We start from the raw sequence: 19965 nt of genomic DNA on the forward strand, positions 1-19965 counted from the left end.
TTTTCATATTTTAACATAATCATACTTAAGAAATATTTATATTAAATTTTTTTTAATTTTAGTATATAGATTACTTTTCAAATGCTCTCTCTAATAATTTATATACATTCTAATTACAAACTAATAATTAACTTTCAATGAGGGGTTTGGTATGCAAGAAAAAATTTTAAAATTATATGAAAAAATCAAAGATCAGCTTTCTGAAGATGAATTTCAAGCTGAAATGGCAGAAATTCGTGAAAATAATGCAGATGTAACATTTTTTGATGATTTGGATATTGCACATATGGTTTTACAGAATCATGGAATTGAAAATACAATTGCTCAAAAAGAAGAAGATACTAACCAATTATCTTTTGAATCTAGTGATGGGACTGGATTCACAATGACTGAAGAAATTTTGGAAAAATATAATAAGGTTAAAGATAAAATTTCTGAAGAAGAATTTTTAGCTAAAATGAAAGTTCATGCAGAAAAAAATGAGCATGCCTCATTCATGAATGATGTTACATTTGCTGATATGGTAGTTGGTGAATTTATAACTGAGGAAGTAGAATCAGTCTCCCAATCACCAGAATTTTCTGATAAAGCTATTAGTGATCTTGAAGAAAACAGTAAAGATGTAACTGTGTCTGGTAGAGTAATATCTATTTCAAACCCAAGATCTTTTAAAACACGTAAAGGACAAAGTGGAGAAGTTTGCAATGTTGAGTTAAAGGATAATTCCGGTTCACTTAGGGCTGTTTTTTGGACTCAAAATATTAAACTTCTTAAAAATGTTAATGAAGGGGATATTATTCAAATTAAAGGTGTGGATATTAAAGAAGGTTATTCGGGCCTTGAAGCTAATTTAAGACCAAGATCTATTCTTGTTCATTTAGAGGAGGATACTTCAAAATTCCCAGAATATAAAGAAGACATTACTGATATTGCAGATATTAAACCAGACACTAAAGTTAACATAATTGCAAGAATTATTAGAATTCCAACAATTAGAACTTATGAAAAGAATGGTAAAGAAGGTAAGGTTGCATCTATTGAATTACAAGATTATTCTGGTAAAATTACTTATACTCTATGGAATAAAAATGTTGAACTTATTAATGATTTAGGTCTTGAAGATGGTGATTCAGTTAAAATCATCCAAGCTCAAGCTCGTGAGAGAATTAACAGGGATGGTGGAAGTGAACTGTCCTTAACTCATTGGGATGGAAGAATCATTAAAGGGGAATTTGATGTTCCTGAAGTTAAGCAGGAGTTCACTCCTATTGGTGATGTATTTGAAGCGCAAGATGTTTCTATTAAAGGCATTGTTTCAAGACTCCAAGATATTAAAACATTTTTAAGAAAAAGTGATGGTAGTGAAGGAAGACTAAGAAATTTTGATGTTAGAGATATCACAGGTGAGATAAGAGTAACTTTATGGGGTGATGACACAACTCTACCAATTAATAAGGGAGACATTATTAAAATAATTGGTGGTAATGTAAGATATGATGAATATACACAAAGTCAATATTCAATGAATACTAATTTTAACACTCAAATTACTATTAATCCTGAAAATTTATCTACTGAAGAACTGGATGAATTAAATACATTAAGAGAAGAATTAAGACCAACCCCAATTGGAGAAATTTACACCATTGATGATGATGGTATTGAAATTGATGTACGCGGTAGAATTCTTTCAGTAGATGATGTCAATGAATTCCAAAGAGATGATGGAAGTGTTGGTATTGTACGTTCAATAATTTTTGCTGATGAATCTGGTAAAGTCAGATTGTCTTTATGGAATGAACGTGCTGAAGAAGAATATATAGTAGGTGATGCATATCAAATTGAAAATGCAAGAACTAGACTTGGTATGTATAGCGTTGATTTAAATATTGGTAGTGGGGCTCGTCTTATTAAATTATCAGAAGAACAGGCTTCATCAATGTTTATTCCAGAATTATCCACATTAGAAAAAGCATTATATGACTACAAAAAAATCGAAGAAATCGATGAAGATGATCAAGACATTATTATAATCGGTAGAGTAATTGAATTAAATGATATTCGTAACTTTGAAAGAGACAATGGTGATACTGGTTCTGTTAGAAATATTGAGCTTGCAGATGAAACCGGTTCTATGAGGGTTGTTTTATGGGATGATGATGCAAAAAGAGAGTTTGAAATTGGTCAACCAATTAAATTGCAAAATCCACGTTTTGACTTAGATAGGGATAATCGTATTGAAGCTATTGTAAATCGAAGTACTGCCATTTTAGAACCTAGTGAAAGTGAAATAGAAAAATTACCTACTCAAGATGAATTAATGGAAGCAATTTATGTTCCTAAACCTATTGAAGCATTAACAGAAGATGATGTTAATGTTTGTGTAACTGGTACTATTAGTGATATTGAATCAGATAGAGTTATTCGTAAAAAATGTCCTTCTTGTGGAAATAATATAGAAGAAAGTGAAGATGAATATATTTGTGACAATTGTGGTCATGTATTTGATGAACCTAGATATCTTCTCATGGTTCCTTTAAGAATTGAAGATGATACCGGTTCAATTAAAGTCACTTTCTTTGATAAGTTAGCTGAAGAATTAATTGGAATGAATAAAGAAGAAATTATCAATATTATTGAAGATGGTTATGGAATTGAAGATAAACTTGAAGACTTAAATGGTCAAACTATTGAAATTATAGCTAATGTTAGTTTTGATGAGTACAGCGAAGAGAATAGGTTAAATCCTAAGAAAATTTTATCAAAGTATATTTAAATAAAGAAAAGGAATGAGAATTATGGTTGAATTAAGTGATTTACCAGGTGTTGGAGAAAAAACAGCAGAAAAATTAAGAGATGCAGGATTTGCTGACATGATGAGATTAGCAACTGCTACTGCAAAAGAACTATCCGTAAAAGCAGAAATTGGTGAAGGTGTTGCTGAAAAAGTTATTGAAGCTGCTCGTAGGTCTGAAAATATAGATTTTGAAACTGCATTAGAAGTTGATGAAAGAAGAAAAGATGTTGGTCATATTACTGTAGGTAGCCAAGAATTCAACGATTTAATTGGTGGAGGGATTGAAACTCAATCTATTACTGAAGTATTTGGTGAATTTGGATCTGGTAAAAGTCAAATTTCTCATGAATTAGCTGTAACTGTTCAATTACCTGAAGAATTAGGTGGTCTTGATGGTGAATGTGTATTTGTTGATACTGAAAATACTTTCCGTCCAGAAAGGATTAGACAAATAGCTGAAGGTTTTGAATTAGATGTTGAAGAGGTTTTAGGAAGAATTCATGTTGCTCGTGCATTCAACTCTTCTCACCAAATTTTAATGGTTGATAAAATTAATGATTTAATTCAAAGTGGTAAAAATGTTAAATTAGTCATTGTTGATTCATTAATGGCCCATTTCAGAGCAGAATATGTTGGAAGAGAGTCTTTAGCAGTAAGACAGCAAAAATTAAATCAACATTTACATTCACTTCAACAAATTGCTAATACTTATAATGTTGCTGTATTTATTACTAATCAAGTTCAAGCTAAACCTGATTCATTCTTTGGAAGTCCTACAAAAGCTATTGGTGGTCATGTTTTAGGACATGCTTCTACTTATAGAATTTGGCTTAAAAAAGGATTGGCTGGTAAAAGAATTGCACGTTTAGTTGATTCACCTCACTTGCCTGAAGGTGAATGTGTATTTAAAATTACTAGTGAAGGTATTGTTAGTTAATTATTAATAAGTAATTAATATACTTCATTTTTTTTAAATTTTTTTCATTTTTTTCTATTTTTTTATTTCATTAACTACTTTTAAATACTATAAAATTTAATTATTTTTATGGATGCTATAGCTATTACTATTTTTTCAATTATAATAATGATTGGATTAGGTTATTTTCTTAAAAGAATTGATTTTTTATCTAAGAAAGATATGGATCCATTTAATAAAATAGTAATGTATATTTTAATGCCATGTATGATATTTCATGCAATTTACAATGCAGATTTATCATCACTTCCAAAATTAAGCCTATTGCCTTTTGTTATTTTGGCTTCATCAATTGTCACAGGAGTTATCTCATATTTTATTTTAAAAAGATTAAATCTTGATGATAAACAGGTATGGAGTGTATTAGTTACTGTAATGATTGCTAATACTGCTTTTATGGGTTATCCAGTTACTTTAGGAATTTATGGTCAAACTGGGTTTTTAAGAGCAATATTTTGTGATATTGCAACATTATCCATGTTTTTATTATTGTCTTTTGTTTTAATTTTAAGATTCGGAGGAACAGTTAAGACAGCTATTAGGAAAATTGCTATTTTTCCACCATTATGGGCAGTTATTTTAGGTTTGATTTTCAATTTATTGAATATTCCAATTGGTGATGTTTGTGAATATACTGTTAATTATTTAGGTCAGGGTGCTATTCCTTTAATCATGATTACTTTAGGTTTATCTATTGATTTTTCAGCATTAGCTAGAAGTAAATCCATGATTATTTTTACTTCAATTATGAAGTTAGCGTTTTTCCCATTAGTTGCATTTTTACTTGCAACAAAATTAGGACTAGTTGATTTACAGTATAATGTTTCAATTATTGAAGCGGCAATGCCTTCTGGAATGATGTCATTATTGCTTGCGATTACATATAAATTAGATTATGAATTGACGTCAGATTGTATACTGATCAATACTGTAATCTCTTTGATTACACTACCGGTTATCATATCATTATTATAGCTAAAAATTGAATTTTTTTTTAACTCATTCTATTTTATTTTTTAAAATAAGTTATATTTTATCTTTTTTTCAACTAAATATTCTTATTTGCTTGTTAATTCTAATTTGATATTATTTTTTCATTTATTTTATTTAATACTATATAAAGTTTACTCAAAGTATTTTATAGAAATGTTTATAAGTGTGTATTTACTACATAAGTATATCTAATACTATGTAAAATTTTTATAGTCTATTTTTAAAAAATTGCAATTTTTTATATATATTAGATATTTTTCACGACTTGTACAAGGTGAATTATATGGCAGAAGAAAAAAGAGATAATAATGAAGAATTAAGGATTGGTGTTTACGTCTGTCACTGTGGTGTAAACGTTGGTGGAGTTGTAGACTGTCCTAATGTTGCAGAATACGCTAAAACATTACCAAATGTAGTTCATTCAACTGACTACAAATACATGTGTTCTGACCCAGGTCAAGCTATGATTCAAGAAGACATTAAAGAGAAAAACTTAAACAGAGTTGTTGTTGCAGCATGTTCTCCTCGTCTTCACGAACCTACCTTCCGTAGATGTGTTGAAGAAGCTGGATTAAACAAATTTTTATTTGAATTTGCTAATTTAAGAGAACAAGACTCTTGGGTACACATGAACGAACCTGAAGCAGCTACTGAAAAAGCTAAAGATTTAGTACGTATGGCTGTTGCAAAAGCAAGATTGCTCGAACCATTAGAAGCTACTAAAGTAGCTGTAGATAACAAAGCGTTAGTTATCGGTGGAGGAGTATGTGGTATTCAAACTGCATTAGATTTAGGTGATATGGGATTCAAAACATACATGGTAGAAAGAAACCCAACCATTGGTGGAAGAATGGGACAATTAGATAAAACTTTCCCTACTCTTGACTGTTCAATGTGTATTTTAGCACCTAAAATGGTAGACTGTGCAAAACACGAAAACATAGAATTAATTTCATACGCAGAAGTTAAAGAAGTTGATGGATACATTGGAAACTTTACTGTAAAAGTAGAGAAAAAAGCAAGATACGTAGATGAAGATCTCTGTACCGGATGTGGAGCTTGTGTTGAAGCTTGTCCTATCGAAATACCTAACTACTACGATGAAGGTGTAGGTATGGTAAAAGCTGCATACATCCCATTCCCTCAAGCTGTACCATTATGTGCAACTATTGATAAAGATTACTGTATTGAATGTATGTTATGTACTCAAGCTTGTGGACCTGATGCAATAGATCACAATCAAGAAGCTACTGAAATCGAATTAGAAGTTGGTACTATTGTAGCAGCTATCGGTTACGATCCATTTGATCCATCTGGAATTTACCAATACGGTTACGGTCGTTACACTAACGTAATTACTGCTATGGAAATCGAAAGGATGATTAATGCATCCGGTCCTACTGGTGGACATGTAATCAAACCTTCCGATGGTATTGAACCTAAACGTGTAGCATTTATCCACTGTGTTGGTTCAAGAGATGAAACAATTGGTAAACCTTACTGTTCCAGAGTATGTTGTATGTACTCTATGAAAAATGCTCAATTATGTATTGACCACGAACCTGATACTGAAGTAACTTGTTACTACATGGATATTCGTGCATTCGGTAAAGGATACGAAGAGTTCTACAAAACTTCTCAAGAAAAATATGGAATTGAATTTATCAGAGGTAAACCAGCACAAATCTTCGAAAATGATGATTTAACATTAACTATCAGAGCAGAAGATACTTTACTTGGTAAAGTAACTGAATACACTTATGATTTAGTTGTATTAAGTGTAGGTCTCGAACATGCTGAAGGATCTGATGAACTCAGACAAACATTAGGTGTTTCCAAATCTGCAGATGGATTTTACATGGAAGCTCACCCAAAACTCAGGCCAGTTGACACATTAACTGATGGTGTTTACATTGCTGGTGTAGCACAAGGTCCTAAAGATATTCCTGACTCCGTAGCACAAGGTTCTGCTGCAGCATCAAGAGCAGCAATTCCAATGGCACAAGGAGAAGTAGAAATCGAACCTATTATTGCATCTAACGATGAAGCTATTTGTGGTGCTTGCCAAGTATGTGTTGAATTATGTCCATACGGCGCTATTGCTATCGCAACTGGTGTAGGTGGAAAAGAATTTGCACAAATTAACTCCGCATTATGTAAAGGATGTGGTACTTGTGTAGGTGCATGTCCATCTGGTGCAATGAACCAACAACACTTCAAAACAGAGCAAATTATGGCACAAATCAGTGCTGCTCTTGAAGACATAGGTAAATAGATTTAGAGATTATATCTCTATTTCTTTTTTATTTTTTGTCTGATTCATAATTTAACTTTTTTTCATAAATTAATAAATTCTATTAATTTAAAAATTTCTCATTTTATCATAATTTTTAACAATTTATATATAATATTTAAGATATATTTAATATAGACTAGTTTAAAATATTGATACATTCGCAAAAATTTAATTATTATAATGAGAATTTATCATGGATTATTGGTGATACTATGAATGAGATATTTAGGACTTTTACATCTGAATCTGTAACTCAGGGACATCCTGATAAAATTGCAGACATTGTTTCTGATGCAATATTGGATGCATATATGGCAAAAGATAAAAATTCCCATGTTGCATGTGAAACCTGTTTAACAACTGATTTTTGTATGGTATTTGGAGAAATAACATCTGCAGGTCATTTATCTGAGAATGAAATTGAAGATATTATAAGGAATACAATTATTGAAATCGGTTATGATAATTCTGATTTAAAATTTGATGGGCATAGTTGTGAGATTTTAAACAAACTTCATGAACAATCTGCAGATATTAATCAGGGAGTTGATCGTGGAGATGATGAAACCGGAGCAGGTGATCAGGGTATGATGTTTGGTTTTGCAACTAATGAAACTGAATCATTAATGCCGTATCCAATTGATCTTGCTCGTAAATTAACTAATAAATTAACAGAACTTAGAGAAACTGGAGAAATTCCATATTTAAGACCTGACGGTAAAGCCCAAGTATCTGTAAATTATGATAAAGAGGGGAATGTTGTTTCACTCGATGCAGTGGTATTGTCAACTCAGCATGATGAATCAATGTCTGATAATCAAGAACAATTAAAAGAGGATATTCGTGAAAAGCTATTTAAAGCAGTTATTCCAGAGGAATTAATGACTGAAAATACTAAAGAACATATCAATCCAACTGGAAAATTTGAAATTGGTGGTCCTCATGGAGATGCAGGATTAACAGGTCGTAAAATCATTGTTGATACTTATGGAGGATATGCTCGTCATGGTGGAGGAGCATTTTCAGGTAAAGACTGCACTAAAGTTGATAGAAGTGCATGTTACATGGCGAGATATATTGCCAAAAATATCGTAGCAAGCGGACTTGCTTCTAAATGTGAAATTCAATTATCTTATGCAATTGGAGTTGCAGAACCAACTTCCGTAATGGTGGATACCTTTGGAACTGGAGCAAATATTGGAGATTTAACTTTTGAGAAAATAGTACGTGAAAACTTCAAATTAACTCCAGATGGAATTATTGAAACATTAGGTTTAAGAGACATTACTTATAAACAAACTGCTAAATATGGCCATTTTGGTATTGATGGTCTTCCATGGGAAAAAACTGATAAAATTGATGAGTTGAGAAAATATATTAAAAATTAAATGAAAATTTAAACCTCTCCTGAGGTTAAGTTTTTTTATTTTTTTCTGTTAATGCATTTTTTTAAGTTATTTTTATTCTTTTTTGTTTGATTTTTTGTTAATTAATATAATATCATTGTTTTAAGATTAATTTTCATAAATATTATATTAAATGATTTACAAAAATTAAATTATAATTATTTAATTGGATATTAGGTGTAGTAAATGACTAATTATCATGATGAAATTTTAAATTTTGAAAAAATTGCAAAAGAACATACTGAATACATGAGAAATAGTGTAAATCTCATTGCTTCTGAAAACGTTACTAGTGTGGAAGTAACTGAAGCATTAGCTACTGATTTTGCTCACAGATATGCTGAAGGACAAGCTTTTGAAAGATTTTATGAAGGATGCCAGTACGTAGATTTAATTGAAGACAGAACCAAAAAACTTTCATGTAAAGTATATGACTGTGATTATGCTAATGTTCAACCTGTTTCTGGTGTAACTGCAAATCTTGCAGCATTTTTTGGATTTTCAAATCCTGGTGAAAAAGTTATGGCTTTAGAAGTACCGTCTGGAGGCCATATCTCTCATGCAGATGTAAGTGCTGCGGGTATTCGTGGATTAAAAACTGTATTCCACCCATTAGATAAAGATATCATGAATATTGATATTGATGCAATGAACAAAAAAATCATTGAAGAGAAACCAAAAATTATTTTATTCGGTGGAAGTTTATTCTTGTTCCCTCATCCAATTAAAGAGGCACGTGAAGCTGCTGATGAAGTTGGAGCAAAAATCATGTATGATGGAGCTCATGTATTAGGCTTAATTGCAGGAGGGCAATTCCAACAACCTCTTAAAGAAGGAGCTGATTTAATGATGGGAAGTACTCACAAAACATTCCCTGGTCCTCAAGGAGGAATTATTCTCTCACATGAAGAAAATGCAGAAATTATTGATAATGCAGTTTTCCCTGGTGTAGTAAGCAACCACCATTTACACCACTTACTTGGTTTAGGTATTGCTACTGCTGAAATGTTGGAATTTGGTGAAGATTATGCAAAACAAATCATCAAAAATGCTCAAGCATTAGGTCAAGCAATGTATGAAAGAGGATTTGATGTATTATGTGAAGAACAAGGGTTCACCCAATCCCATCAAATTGCAGTAAATTTAACTAATATTAGATCAGCATCTGATATTGCACGTGAATTAGCTGATAATAATGTTATCTTAAACAAAAATCTTTTACCTGGAGATAATAGGGATAATTCTGATGATCCATCTGGTATCAGGATAGGTACTCAAGAAATTACTAGGAGGGGATTAAAAGAAAAAGAAATGGATGAAGTTGCTGAGTTTATAAAACGTGTTGCTGTTGATAAAGAAAATATTGCTGATGAAGTAGCTGAATTCATGAATCAATACACTAAACTCGACTATGCATTCTCTGATAGAGATGCTTACCAATATCACAGATTATAGAGATTAAAATGAGAATAGGATTTGCATTTACTGGGGCCGGTCATTTACTTAAAGAATCAGTACAAGTGGCTGAAAAACTTGCAAATGATCATGAGGTTACCATATTTTTATCTGGTGCTGCGGAAGAAGTTCTTAAAATGTATGGGCTTTATGAAAGAGTTAAAAGCTTAACTGGTGGAAAATACCGTGAACTTGCAACTGATTCTGATCAAAAATTTTCATATCCAATAACTGGTCGTCTTTCTCTTGGAAAGTATGATTTATTAATTGTTTCACCGGCTACAGCAAATACGGTTTCAAAAATCGTTTATGGGATAGCAGATACTTTAGTAACAAATGCTGTTGCTCAATCTGGTAAAGGTGCTGTTCCAGTATATATGGTGCCTGTTGATATTCACCCAGGTCCGATTGATACAGTTCTTCCATCTAAAATGGAATTATCTAAATGTCAAAGTTGTGATGATTGTTTTGCATCTATTGCCTGTGAACAAGGTGCAATTCTTCCACATGAAGAAATAGATTTAACAAAATGTATTGGTTGCGGTTTGTGCAGGAACACATGTCCGTATGATGCAATTTCTGAAGGCAAAATCATAACAATCTATATGAGGGATATTGATATTGAAAATACCTGTAAGTTATCAAGTATTGATAATATTCAAATATTTGAAAATCCACACGAAATCTTAGATAAAATCTAAACGATCCCCTATTTTTAATTTTAACTTATTTTTTCTTGTTTCTAGGATATATTTTGCTTGTTTTTTAGGTTTATAGAATTTCCAAGGTTTTAAACTTGTCTTTTCAAAAATATATTTCTTTTCATTTAAAAAATAAACATCAATTTCAAATCTCATAAAAAATGTGTGGATGCTTGAATCTTTAAGATTTGTAAATAATAATCCGTCATCAAAATCTTTTTTCAGCATTAATCCTTTAAAACGTTTGTAAAAGTTATTAGCATATGTTATTTTTATATTAATTTGTTCATTATTGTATATCATTAATTAATTTTAATTTAATCAATTATTTAAGTTTTTAACAAATTTAAATCAATATTTATTTAGATAAATGTTTTATTTTTCATTTCACCATTAACTAAATCTTCTAGTGCAGTTTTAAAATCCTCTTTTTCAAAAACTCCGGGTATTATTAATCTTTCATCGTTGTAATTTATGAAATAATATGGAATTGTGTTTATTCCATTTGAAATAGCTTCATCCATATCAAGATCAACTTCAATTGAATAAGTTTCTTTTTTTAGAAATTCATATATCTCTTTTTCATTTAATTTACAGGAAATAGCAATTTTTATCAGAACATTGTAATCTGAAATATTCTCATTTTTAATAAAATTGGATTCAAATATTTTTAAAACAATCTCTTGAGTTAATGTAGGATAATTACGTTCTACATATTTAACAAGTCTATGGGCATCTTTTGAACTTGAAAGTTGCATGTTTTTGTAATTTATATTTAATCCTTCATCTTGAGCTATTTTTTCTATTTCTTCAATTTCATTTTCTGCATCTTTAATTGATAATCTATTTCTAATTGCATATCTATCGATGCTACATGTAGGGATATTGTTTAGTTCAGGTTCAAGTTCGAAAGATTTCATTTCCCATATAACATCTAAATTAAGATGATTACAAACACTCATGATACGATTTAATCCAATATAGGAATATGGACAGTTAAAATCACTTAAGTATTCAATTATCATTTTTTATCATCTTTAGATTTTTCAGAATCTTTCTTAGCAACTTTGTATAATTTTACAAAATTATCTATAGTTCTAATAATTGTATTGTATTTTCTATAAAATCCCATATATTTGATTTGGTTTTTATTTTATATCAAGTTATTTTTTTAAAAATCAAATACCTTTTTTGATTTTATATTTTGCTGCTGTTAGTGTTAGATAATAACTCATTATATTTACTTCAATAATATTTTGAAAATCTTTTTTGCTTTTTTTTATTTGATTTTCTTTAAAACCTTTTCAATTTTTAAAATATTTAAAAATTGCAATAACATTTATTTATTAGCTAAAACAAAAAGACATATATTATAAACTATTATTTTTGAGGAGTTACAATGCCAATACATGAGGCAGAAAAATCATATGAGCATGATAAAATAGAAAAGAAAGTACAAAAATTCTGGAAAGAAGAAGATACTTTTAAAAAAGTTAATGAACTTAGAGAAAAAGGTCCTAAGTACTCATTTTTAGATGGACCACCTTACTGTAGTGGTAAAATCCACTTAGGTACAGCCTGGAACAAAGTTATTAAAGATTCGTACCTTAGATTCAAATCAATGAATGGATTTGGCTTAAGACGCCAAGCAGGATGGGATATGCATGGTCTTCCTATTGAAAATAAAGTAGAACATTTAATGGGCATTCAAAGCAAACAAGAAATTGAAGAGGATATTGGAATAGCTGCTTTTGTTGACAAATGTAGGGAATTTGCAATTGAAAATAAAATAGCAATGGAACAAGAATTCGATCAATTAGGTGTTTGGATGGATTGGGATAATCCATACATGACACTTGATCCTAAATATATGGAATCTTCTTGGTGGACACTTAAAAGGGCAAATGAACAAGATTTACTTGTAAATGACCAAAGAGTAATCAGTTGGTGTCCTCATTGCGGAACTGCACTTGCAGCTGCTGAAATTGAATATGAAGAAAAAGCTGATCCTTCTATTTATATTAAATTCCCTGTAAGGGGAGAAGAAAATACTTATTTTCTCGTTTGGACAACTACTCCATGGACTTTACCTGCAAATATGGCAATTTGTGCAAATCCGGAATTTGATTATGTTTATGTTTCAAAAGATGGTGAAACTTACATTTTAGCTGAAAACCTAATTGAGGAAGTATTAGGTAAACAAGTTAAAATTCATAGAACTGAAATTTCTGATGATTCTGAAGATGGTGAAAATCAAATTATCGAAGAAAAAGAAATCATGTATGAAATTATTAAAACAGTTAAGGGTGAAGACTTGATTGGCATGAGTTATGACTATATTTTAGCTGATGAAGTTCCTATACATGATAAATTTGACGAAATTGATGCTGTTCACACTGTTCTGGAAGGCAATCATGTTGAACTAGGTGAAGGTACTGGATTAGTACATACTGCACCTGGGCATGGTCCAGATGATTTTGAAGTAGGTCAAGCTAATAATATTCCTATTTTTTGTCCGGTAGGTGAAGATGGATGTTTCACTGAAGAAGCAGGAAAATATAATGCTAAATTTACTAAGGATGAAAATTCACAAATCATCAAAGATTTGGAAGATAAAGGATTAATGTACAAATCAGAAACAATTGAACACAGATATGGTGTATGTTGGAGATGTAAAACTCCTATTATCTATCGTGCTACTAAACAATGGTTTTTAAAAGTAACTGATATCAAACAAAAAATGTTAGATGAAATTGGTCGTGTTGAATGGGTACCAAAATGGGCTGGTGAAGGTCGATTCTACGATTGGGTAGATAATGCTCGGGACTGGACAATTTCAAGACAAAGGTACTGGGGTATTCCAATTCCTATATGGGAATGTCCTGACTGTGGGGAATTAAAAGTAATTGGTTCTCTTAATGAATTAAAAGAAGAATCATTAAATGATATTAATGTTTCTGATGCTGAACTTATACATAGGCCGTATGTCGATGAAGTTGAAGTAAAATGTGATAAATGTGGAAAAGTTATTAAGAGAATTCCTGATGTGTTGGATGTATGGATTGATTCAGGTGTAGCTGGCTGGGCTTCACTTTACTATCCAGAAGAAAAAGAAAAATTCGAAGAATGGTATCCTTATGACTTTATAACTGAAGGACATGATCAAACCAGAGGATGGTTCTACTCCCAATTAGGTACTGGAGTAATTTCCATGGGTAAAAGCCCATATAAAAAAGTATTAATGCATGGATTTGTATTGGATGAACACGGAAATAAAATGTCTAAATCATTAGGTAATGTAGTATCTCCTGAAGAAGTAATTGAAAAATATGGGGCTGATGTTTTAAGATTTTACCTGTTATGGGCTTCAAAACCATGGGATGATTTAAAATTTGTTTGGGATGAACTTTTAAACATTAATAAAATGTTTAACATCTTATGGAATGTTTATGTATTTTCAACTACTTACATGTCATTAGATAACTTTAACCCTATTGGATTAACTGAAAAAGACATGATTCTAAGAGCTGAAGATAAATGGATTATCTCTAAAGCGAATACTTTAGTCAAAGAAGTAACTGAGGATTTGGATAAATTATTCTTCCATAAGGCAACAAGAAAAATCAATAACTTTATTCTGGAAGATTTAAGCCGTTGGTATGTAAGACTTATTCGTGGAAGAACTTGGGTTGAGAGTGATGATCCTGATAAATTAGGTGCTTATTATAGTTTATACACAGCACTTGTCAAATTAATTTCAGTATTATGTCCAATAGCTCCTCATGTATCTGAAGAGATTTATGAAAACCTAGTAAAAGGTGTTAATCCTGATGCACTTGAAAGTATTCACATGAATGATTGGGGATACGATGATGATGCAATTGACACAGAACTCGAATCAAAAATGGATGTTGTCCGTAATGTAATTGATGCATCTATTAGAGCTCGTGATATTGCACAATACAAACTCAGATGGCCGGTTTCAGATATTACTGTTGTATCTCAAGATGAAAATATCTTAAAAGCTATTGAAGAATTAACTGATATTATTAAAGACCAGTCAAATACAAAAGATGTACTTTGTGCTAGTGAATTCGAAAAATTATCATTTAATGCTAAACCTAACCTCAAAACTTTAGGTCCAAGACTTAAAGGAGACATGGGTAAAGTAATGAAAGCATTAAAAGAGAGTGATGGAAATCAAATAAAAGAGGATATTGAAGCAAATGGAAGTATTACTGTAGAAGGTCATGAATTATCAAATGGAGATGTATTATTCGATTCAGAACTTCCAGATGATTTTGTTTCGTCAGAATTTGAAGGTGGAAATGTCTTTGTAAATACTAATGTTACTTTAGAAATTAAACAAGAAGCTATGGCCCGTGAATTAATAAGAAGAATTCAGGACATGAGAAAAGATTTAGATTTGGATGTTGAGGCAAATATTAATGTTGATGTTGAAACTTCAGATGAATTTAAAGAATTAATTGTACCTCAATCTGAAGTTATTTCTCATGAAGTTAGAGCTAAAAGTTTAATCATATCCACTAGTGAAGAATGTAGTAAATATTCTAAAGACTATACCAAAGAATGGGATATTGAAGGAGAAAAAGTAATTATTTCAATTAAAAATTAAGGTGTTTTAACATGACTTTAGCTGATTCTGAAATTGAATATATTGAAGGAATCCTTGGTAGGAAAATGAATGAATTGGAAGAGGGAATGCTTGATGTAATGTTTTCAGAACACTGTTCTTACAAAAGTAGCAGACCATTTTTAAGAGCTTTTCCGACCGAAGGAAAAAATATTATTTTAGGTCCCGGAGATGATGCGGGACTTGTATCTATTACTGATAAATATGCCCTGGCTGTAGGAATGGAATCTCACAATCACCCTTCAGCTATTGAACCTTATGGGGGTGCAGGAACTGGAATTGGAGGTATTCTAAGAGATATAATATCTATGGGTGCAATGCCAATAGCACTTTTGGATTCACTTAGATTTGGACCATTGGAAGATGATAAATCAAGATATTTATTTGAACATGTTGTTAAAGGAATTTCTGATTATGGGAATCGTGTAGGAATTCCAACTGTTGCCGGTGAAATCGAATTCGATGAATCATTTAGGACAAATCCTCTTGTAAATGTAATGTGTGTAGGACTTGTTGAAAAAGATAAGATTGTTCGTGCTCAAGCACCGAATATTGGTGATGTATTTCTTTTAATGGGAGGAACAACTGGTCGTGATGGAATTCACGGGGTTACATTTGCATCTGAAGAATTAACTTCGGATTCTGAAACAGAAGATAGGCCTGCTGTACAGGTGGCAGATCCGTTTACTAAAAAAAGAGTTTTAGAGGCATCATTAGAAATCTTGGAAAAAATCAATGTTAGTGGTGTGAAAGATTTAGGTGGTGGTGGTCTTACCTGCTGTATTTCTGAACTTGTAGATTCATCCAGTAATGGTGCATTAGTAGATTTACGTTCAATTCCATTAAGGGAAACAGGAATGACTCCATATGAAATCATGCTTTCTGAATCACAAGAGAGGATGGTATTTGTTATTGGTCCTAATGATGTAGAACTTGCTTGTCAAATCTGTGATAAACATGAAATTTCATCTTCCATTGTTGGAGAAGTAATTGAAGGAAACAACATGATTATTTCGGATGAAGGGAACGAAATTGCTAACTTACCAACTATTCTTTTAGCAGATCCACCTTCAATCAATAGACCTATTGTAGAAATATCTGCAGATACTGAAAAAATTGATGTTAAAGAGCCTTCAATACTTAAATCACTCCCGGCATTATTATCCAGTTCAAACATTGCTTCAAAGGAATGGGTTTACAAACAGTATGATCATGAGGTTCAGGTAAGAACTGTTGTAAAACCTGGTGATGATGCAGCAGTTTTAAGAATTGATGAAAACACTGCAATTGCACTCACTACCGATTCAAATACAATTCATACTAAATTATCTCCATTTGATGGGGCGGCAGGTTGTGTTGCAGAAGCTATTAGAAATGTAATTTCAATGGGTGCAACTCCATACGCTGTTGTTGACTGTTTAAATTTCGGAAATCCTGAAACTCCAGAAATTTTATGGCAATTTAAAACAGCTATTGAAGGAATGAGTTTGGTTGCTGAAAAATTTGATGCTCCAGTTATTAGTGGAAACGTAAGCTTCTACAATGAAACTGAAGGTGTTAAAATTAATCCAACACCTGCTGTGGGTGTAATTGGTGTTGAGGATATTGAAAATATAAGAACATTGGACTTCAAAAATGAAGGAGATAAAATCATTTTAATAGGCAAAACCTATGATGAATTATCTGGTTCTGAATATCATAGAACTGTTCATAATATTGAAAAAGGAACTGCTCCAAAAATCAGAATTGAAGAAGAAGTTGCAAATGGTAAAACTGTTTTAGATTTGATAGGTAAGGATAAAGATAAAAACATTACTGCAGTACACGATGTGTCTGCTGGAGGACTTGCAGTAGCTTTATCTGAAATGGTTATTAAATCCGGACTTGGCTGTGAAGTGACTTTAAGAGATGATGAGTTAGATAAAATTCAATTGCTTTACTCTGAAAGTCATGCTAGATATCTTTTAACTGTAAAAGCTGATGCAGTTGATGATATTTTATCTAAAATTGATGTTGAAGCAAATGTCATTGGTGAAGTAAAAGGGACTTCATTATTCATTAATGGTCATGAATTTAAGTTTGAAGATTTAGATGATGCATATCATGGTGTTATTGAACAATATATGGCTTAACTGATTCTGAGGTGTTATAATGTTTTTATCTAAATTAGATTCTCTAGCAAATGCTATAAAACTTGTCAAGGATAATCAAAAGTTCACTGAAGTTGAAGAGGTACCAATTTCTGAAGCACATAAAAGGGTTTTAGCTGAAGATATTATGGCATTTCATGATTCACCACCTTTTGATAAATCTTCAATGGATGGATATGCGGTAATTGCTGAAAATACGTTTGGAGCATCACAATCTGCCCCTAAAAAATTTAAAATCATTGATGCAATAGGCGCTGGGGATTTTTCATCTAAAATAGTTAATAGTAATGAAGCTATTATTATTGCTACTGGTGCTCCAATTCCTGACGGAGCTAATGCTGTTTTAATGAAGGAATATACTACTTCTGATGAGGATGATTTAACAATTTATTCTCAAGTAACTCCTGGTGAAAATATAAGTCCAAAATCTGAAGATATCGAAAAAGGTCAAAAAGTATTGTGTAAAAATACTTTTATAAGATATCAGGAAATGGGTTTAATAGCTTCTGCAGGATATGATACAGTTAAAGTATTTAAAAAACCTAGGGTTAAAATTATTATCACTGGTAATGAATTGGTAGAACCTACAAAAGAAGAGATTGATAAAGCTAAAATTATTAATTCAAACCAATTCACTACAAAAGCAATGGTTGAAGATTCAGGTGCTATTGCTGAAATTACTCATGCTGGAGATACTTTTGGCGAAGTAAGGGAAGCTATTTTGGAAGCTTCTTTGGAGTTTGATGTAATTATAACTACTGGTGGAACAGCAATCAGTAAAGGAGATGTTGTTTTAGATGCATTAGCTGACTTAGGGGAAATATTATTCCATGGTGTAGCTGTAAGGCCGGGTAAACCTGTAGGTGCGGGTATTGTTAATGGAAAAATGATATTTACACTTTCCGGACAACCAGTAGCATCCATGAGTCAATTTGATATGGTTGTGAGAAAATACTTATTTGAAATGCAGGGCAGACCTTTTGAATTCCATCTTCAAAAAAGAGTATCTGAGCTGAAAGTACCTTCTCAGCTTGGTAGAACAGATTTTATACGTGCAGTTGCAGATGATGAATGTGCAAAACATGTCTTGAATAGGGGTTCGGGTATTATTAGGTCAATGGTTGAGGCGAATAGCTATATCATAATTGATGAAAATGATGAAGGATATCAAAAGGATGATATAGTTGATGTAGTTTTCTTTGATTCACTGCTTTGGTAATCCAAAGGTGCTTTTAATGAATGGTATTTACTATTATTTGATAGCTTTTGTTATCATCTGGATGTTAGTCACAATATTTCATGATAAATTATCAAACCATGGGTTTGAGTTAAATTTTCCTATTATAATGTGGAAGACTCAAAAACTTAAGGGATTAATATCCAAAATTTCTAATTTTTCACCAACATTTTGGAAATGGTATATGAATGTTGGGATTGTTGTAGCATTTGGTGCTATGATTCTTGTTACCGGATCTATAATCTCGTCCATACCATCTATTTTTGAAACTCCTTCTGTTTCGATTTTAATTCCTGGTGTTGACATTCCAGGTTCTCAGATTTATGTTCCATTTATTTATGGTTTGATTGGTCTGGCAACTGTTGTTATAATTCATGAATTTTCTCATGGTATCCAGTCTGTTTGTGAAAAAATCCCAATCAAGTCTATGGGTTTATTGTTGTTTTTTATTCTTCCAGGGGCATTTGTCGAACCTGATGAAAAAAGTTTAAAAAATTCTAAAAATGCCTCAAAATTAAGAATATATGCTGCAGGCTCAGTTGCTAATATTACTTTAGCAGTAGTTGCTTTGATGTTAATATCTTTAATATCAATTGGTATTCCACATTACTTTGCAGAAGATGGGATTTCTATCGATAGGATTGTTTCTGATTCTCCTTCTGAGGGAATACTAAAAGAGGGTATGATTTTACAAGCTATTGATAATCATAAAATTAATGATTCTGAATCATATGTCAATATTGTTAAATCTTTTAAACCCGGGGATAATGTAACGGTTCAAACGAATCAAGGCAGTTATTCTGTAGTGTTAAGTAAAAATCCAAATAACGATTCTGTTGGATTTTTTGGAATTCAAGCAGCTAAGCATTATGTGTTATTAAATGATAGTTTAGGACCGATACCTTGGATATTATTTGAGCTATTTGAATTATTTAATTGGGTGTTTATCTTAAATCTTGGAATCGGATTGTTTAATCTACTTCCACTTAAACCATTAGATGGCGGGCATATGCTTGAAACACTCTTGTCTTATAAATTTAAAGAACAGTTAGTAAAAAAATTTGTAAATGCATTGTCCGGCGTTATGGCAATAATAATTGTATTCAGTATAATTGCTGGTTTTTTATAAATGATTATGCTAAGTTGAGAGGATAATCTCCTCCGTTTTTTAAAAATAAAAAGGGAAAGAATTATAGAATTCTTTCATCGTGTTTAGAAATAAATAGATATTTATTTCCTTTGTTTTACTTTTAGATTCTGCTATAAATTCAACAGAAAGTGATTGTATTCAATTTGTGTT

The 19965-nt window shown here is 31.4% G+C and carries 13 protein-coding genes; 11 read left to right on the forward strand and 2 right to left on the reverse strand.

Annotated features, from left to right (window positions below):
- Positions 1-151 precede the first annotated feature (151 nt).
- The 7 genes from EDC42_RS02270 to EDC42_RS02300 all read left to right on the forward strand — a co-directional run bounded on the left by EDC42_RS02270 (position 152) and on the right by EDC42_RS02300 (position 10624).
- Positions 152-2776, forward strand: a complete 2625-nt coding sequence (locus EDC42_RS02270; protein ID WP_233144889.1) for an OB-fold nucleic acid binding domain-containing protein — start codon at positions 152-154, stop codon at positions 2774-2776.
- 22 nt (positions 2777-2798) lie between these two features.
- Positions 2799-3734: a DNA repair and recombination protein RadA gene (gene radA / locus EDC42_RS02275; protein WP_069574918.1), complete on the forward strand. Its 936-nt coding sequence runs from the start codon at positions 2799-2801 to the stop codon at positions 3732-3734.
- Positions 3735-3842: 108 nt separating this feature from the next.
- On the forward strand, positions 3843-4748 hold the full coding sequence (locus EDC42_RS02280; RefSeq protein ID WP_069574919.1) for an AEC family transporter: 906 nt from the start codon (positions 3843-3845) through the stop codon (positions 4746-4748).
- A 301-nt stretch (positions 4749-5049) separates the two neighbouring features.
- Positions 5050-7041, forward strand: coding sequence for a CoB--CoM heterodisulfide reductase iron-sulfur subunit A family protein (locus EDC42_RS02285; protein WP_069574920.1), 1992 nt, complete (start codon positions 5050-5052; stop codon positions 7039-7041).
- A 233-nt stretch (positions 7042-7274) separates the two neighbouring features.
- The gene (gene metK, locus EDC42_RS02290) at positions 7275-8450 is read left to right on the forward strand and encodes a methionine adenosyltransferase (protein ID WP_069574921.1); all 1176 of its coding nucleotides are present in this window, start codon (positions 7275-7277) and stop codon (positions 8448-8450) included.
- Positions 8451-8654: 204 nt separating this feature from the next.
- A complete protein-coding gene (gene glyA, locus EDC42_RS02295; RefSeq protein WP_069574922.1) occupies positions 8655-9923 on the forward strand; it encodes a serine hydroxymethyltransferase in 1269 nt (422 codons plus the stop codon).
- Positions 9924-9931: 8 nt separating this feature from the next.
- Positions 9932-10624: a dihydromethanopterin reductase (acceptor) gene (locus tag EDC42_RS02300; protein ID WP_069574923.1), complete on the forward strand. Its 693-nt coding sequence runs from the start codon at positions 9932-9934 to the stop codon at positions 10622-10624.
- Here the strand turns inward: EDC42_RS02300 and EDC42_RS02305 are convergent.
- Both EDC42_RS02305 and EDC42_RS02310 read right to left on the reverse strand, forming a co-directional pair.
- Positions 10610-10927 carry a DUF192 domain-containing protein gene (locus EDC42_RS02305; protein ID WP_069574924.1) on the reverse strand — a complete coding sequence of 106 codons (318 nt, stop codon included), beginning with the start codon at positions 10925-10927 and terminating at the stop codon, positions 10610-10612. The genes EDC42_RS02300 and EDC42_RS02305 overlap by 15 nt on opposite strands.
- Positions 10928-10986: 59 nt before the next feature.
- Positions 10987-11649: a DsbA family oxidoreductase gene (locus EDC42_RS02310; RefSeq protein WP_069574925.1), complete on the reverse strand. Its 663-nt coding sequence runs from the start codon at positions 11647-11649 to the stop codon at positions 10987-10989.
- Between the two features lie 374 nt (positions 11650-12023).
- Between EDC42_RS02310 and ileS the strand changes: the two genes are divergently transcribed.
- From ileS to EDC42_RS02330, 4 genes are read left to right on the forward strand one after another with little or no spacing between them, the layout of a single operon-like run.
- Positions 12024-15260: an isoleucine--tRNA ligase gene (gene ileS / locus EDC42_RS02315; protein ID WP_069574926.1), complete on the forward strand. Its 3237-nt coding sequence runs from the start codon at positions 12024-12026 to the stop codon at positions 15258-15260.
- Positions 15261-15271: 11 nt separating this feature from the next.
- Entirely contained in the window at positions 15272-17410 is a 2139-nt protein-coding gene (purL, locus tag EDC42_RS02320) for a phosphoribosylformylglycinamidine synthase subunit PurL (RefSeq protein ID WP_069574927.1), read from the forward strand.
- Between the two features lie 19 nt (positions 17411-17429).
- Entirely contained in the window at positions 17430-18647 is a 1218-nt protein-coding gene (locus EDC42_RS02325) for a molybdopterin molybdotransferase MoeA (protein ID WP_069574928.1), read from the forward strand.
- Between the two features lie 16 nt (positions 18648-18663).
- Positions 18664-19794: a site-2 protease family protein gene (locus tag EDC42_RS02330; protein ID WP_069574929.1), complete on the forward strand. Its 1131-nt coding sequence runs from the start codon at positions 18664-18666 to the stop codon at positions 19792-19794.
- The last annotated feature ends 171 nt before the right edge of the window (positions 19795-19965 follow it).

Source organism: Methanobrevibacter gottschalkii DSM 11977 (assembly GCF_003814835.1).
Classification (GTDB): domain Archaea; phylum Methanobacteriota; class Methanobacteria; order Methanobacteriales; family Methanobacteriaceae; genus Methanocatella; species Methanocatella gottschalkii.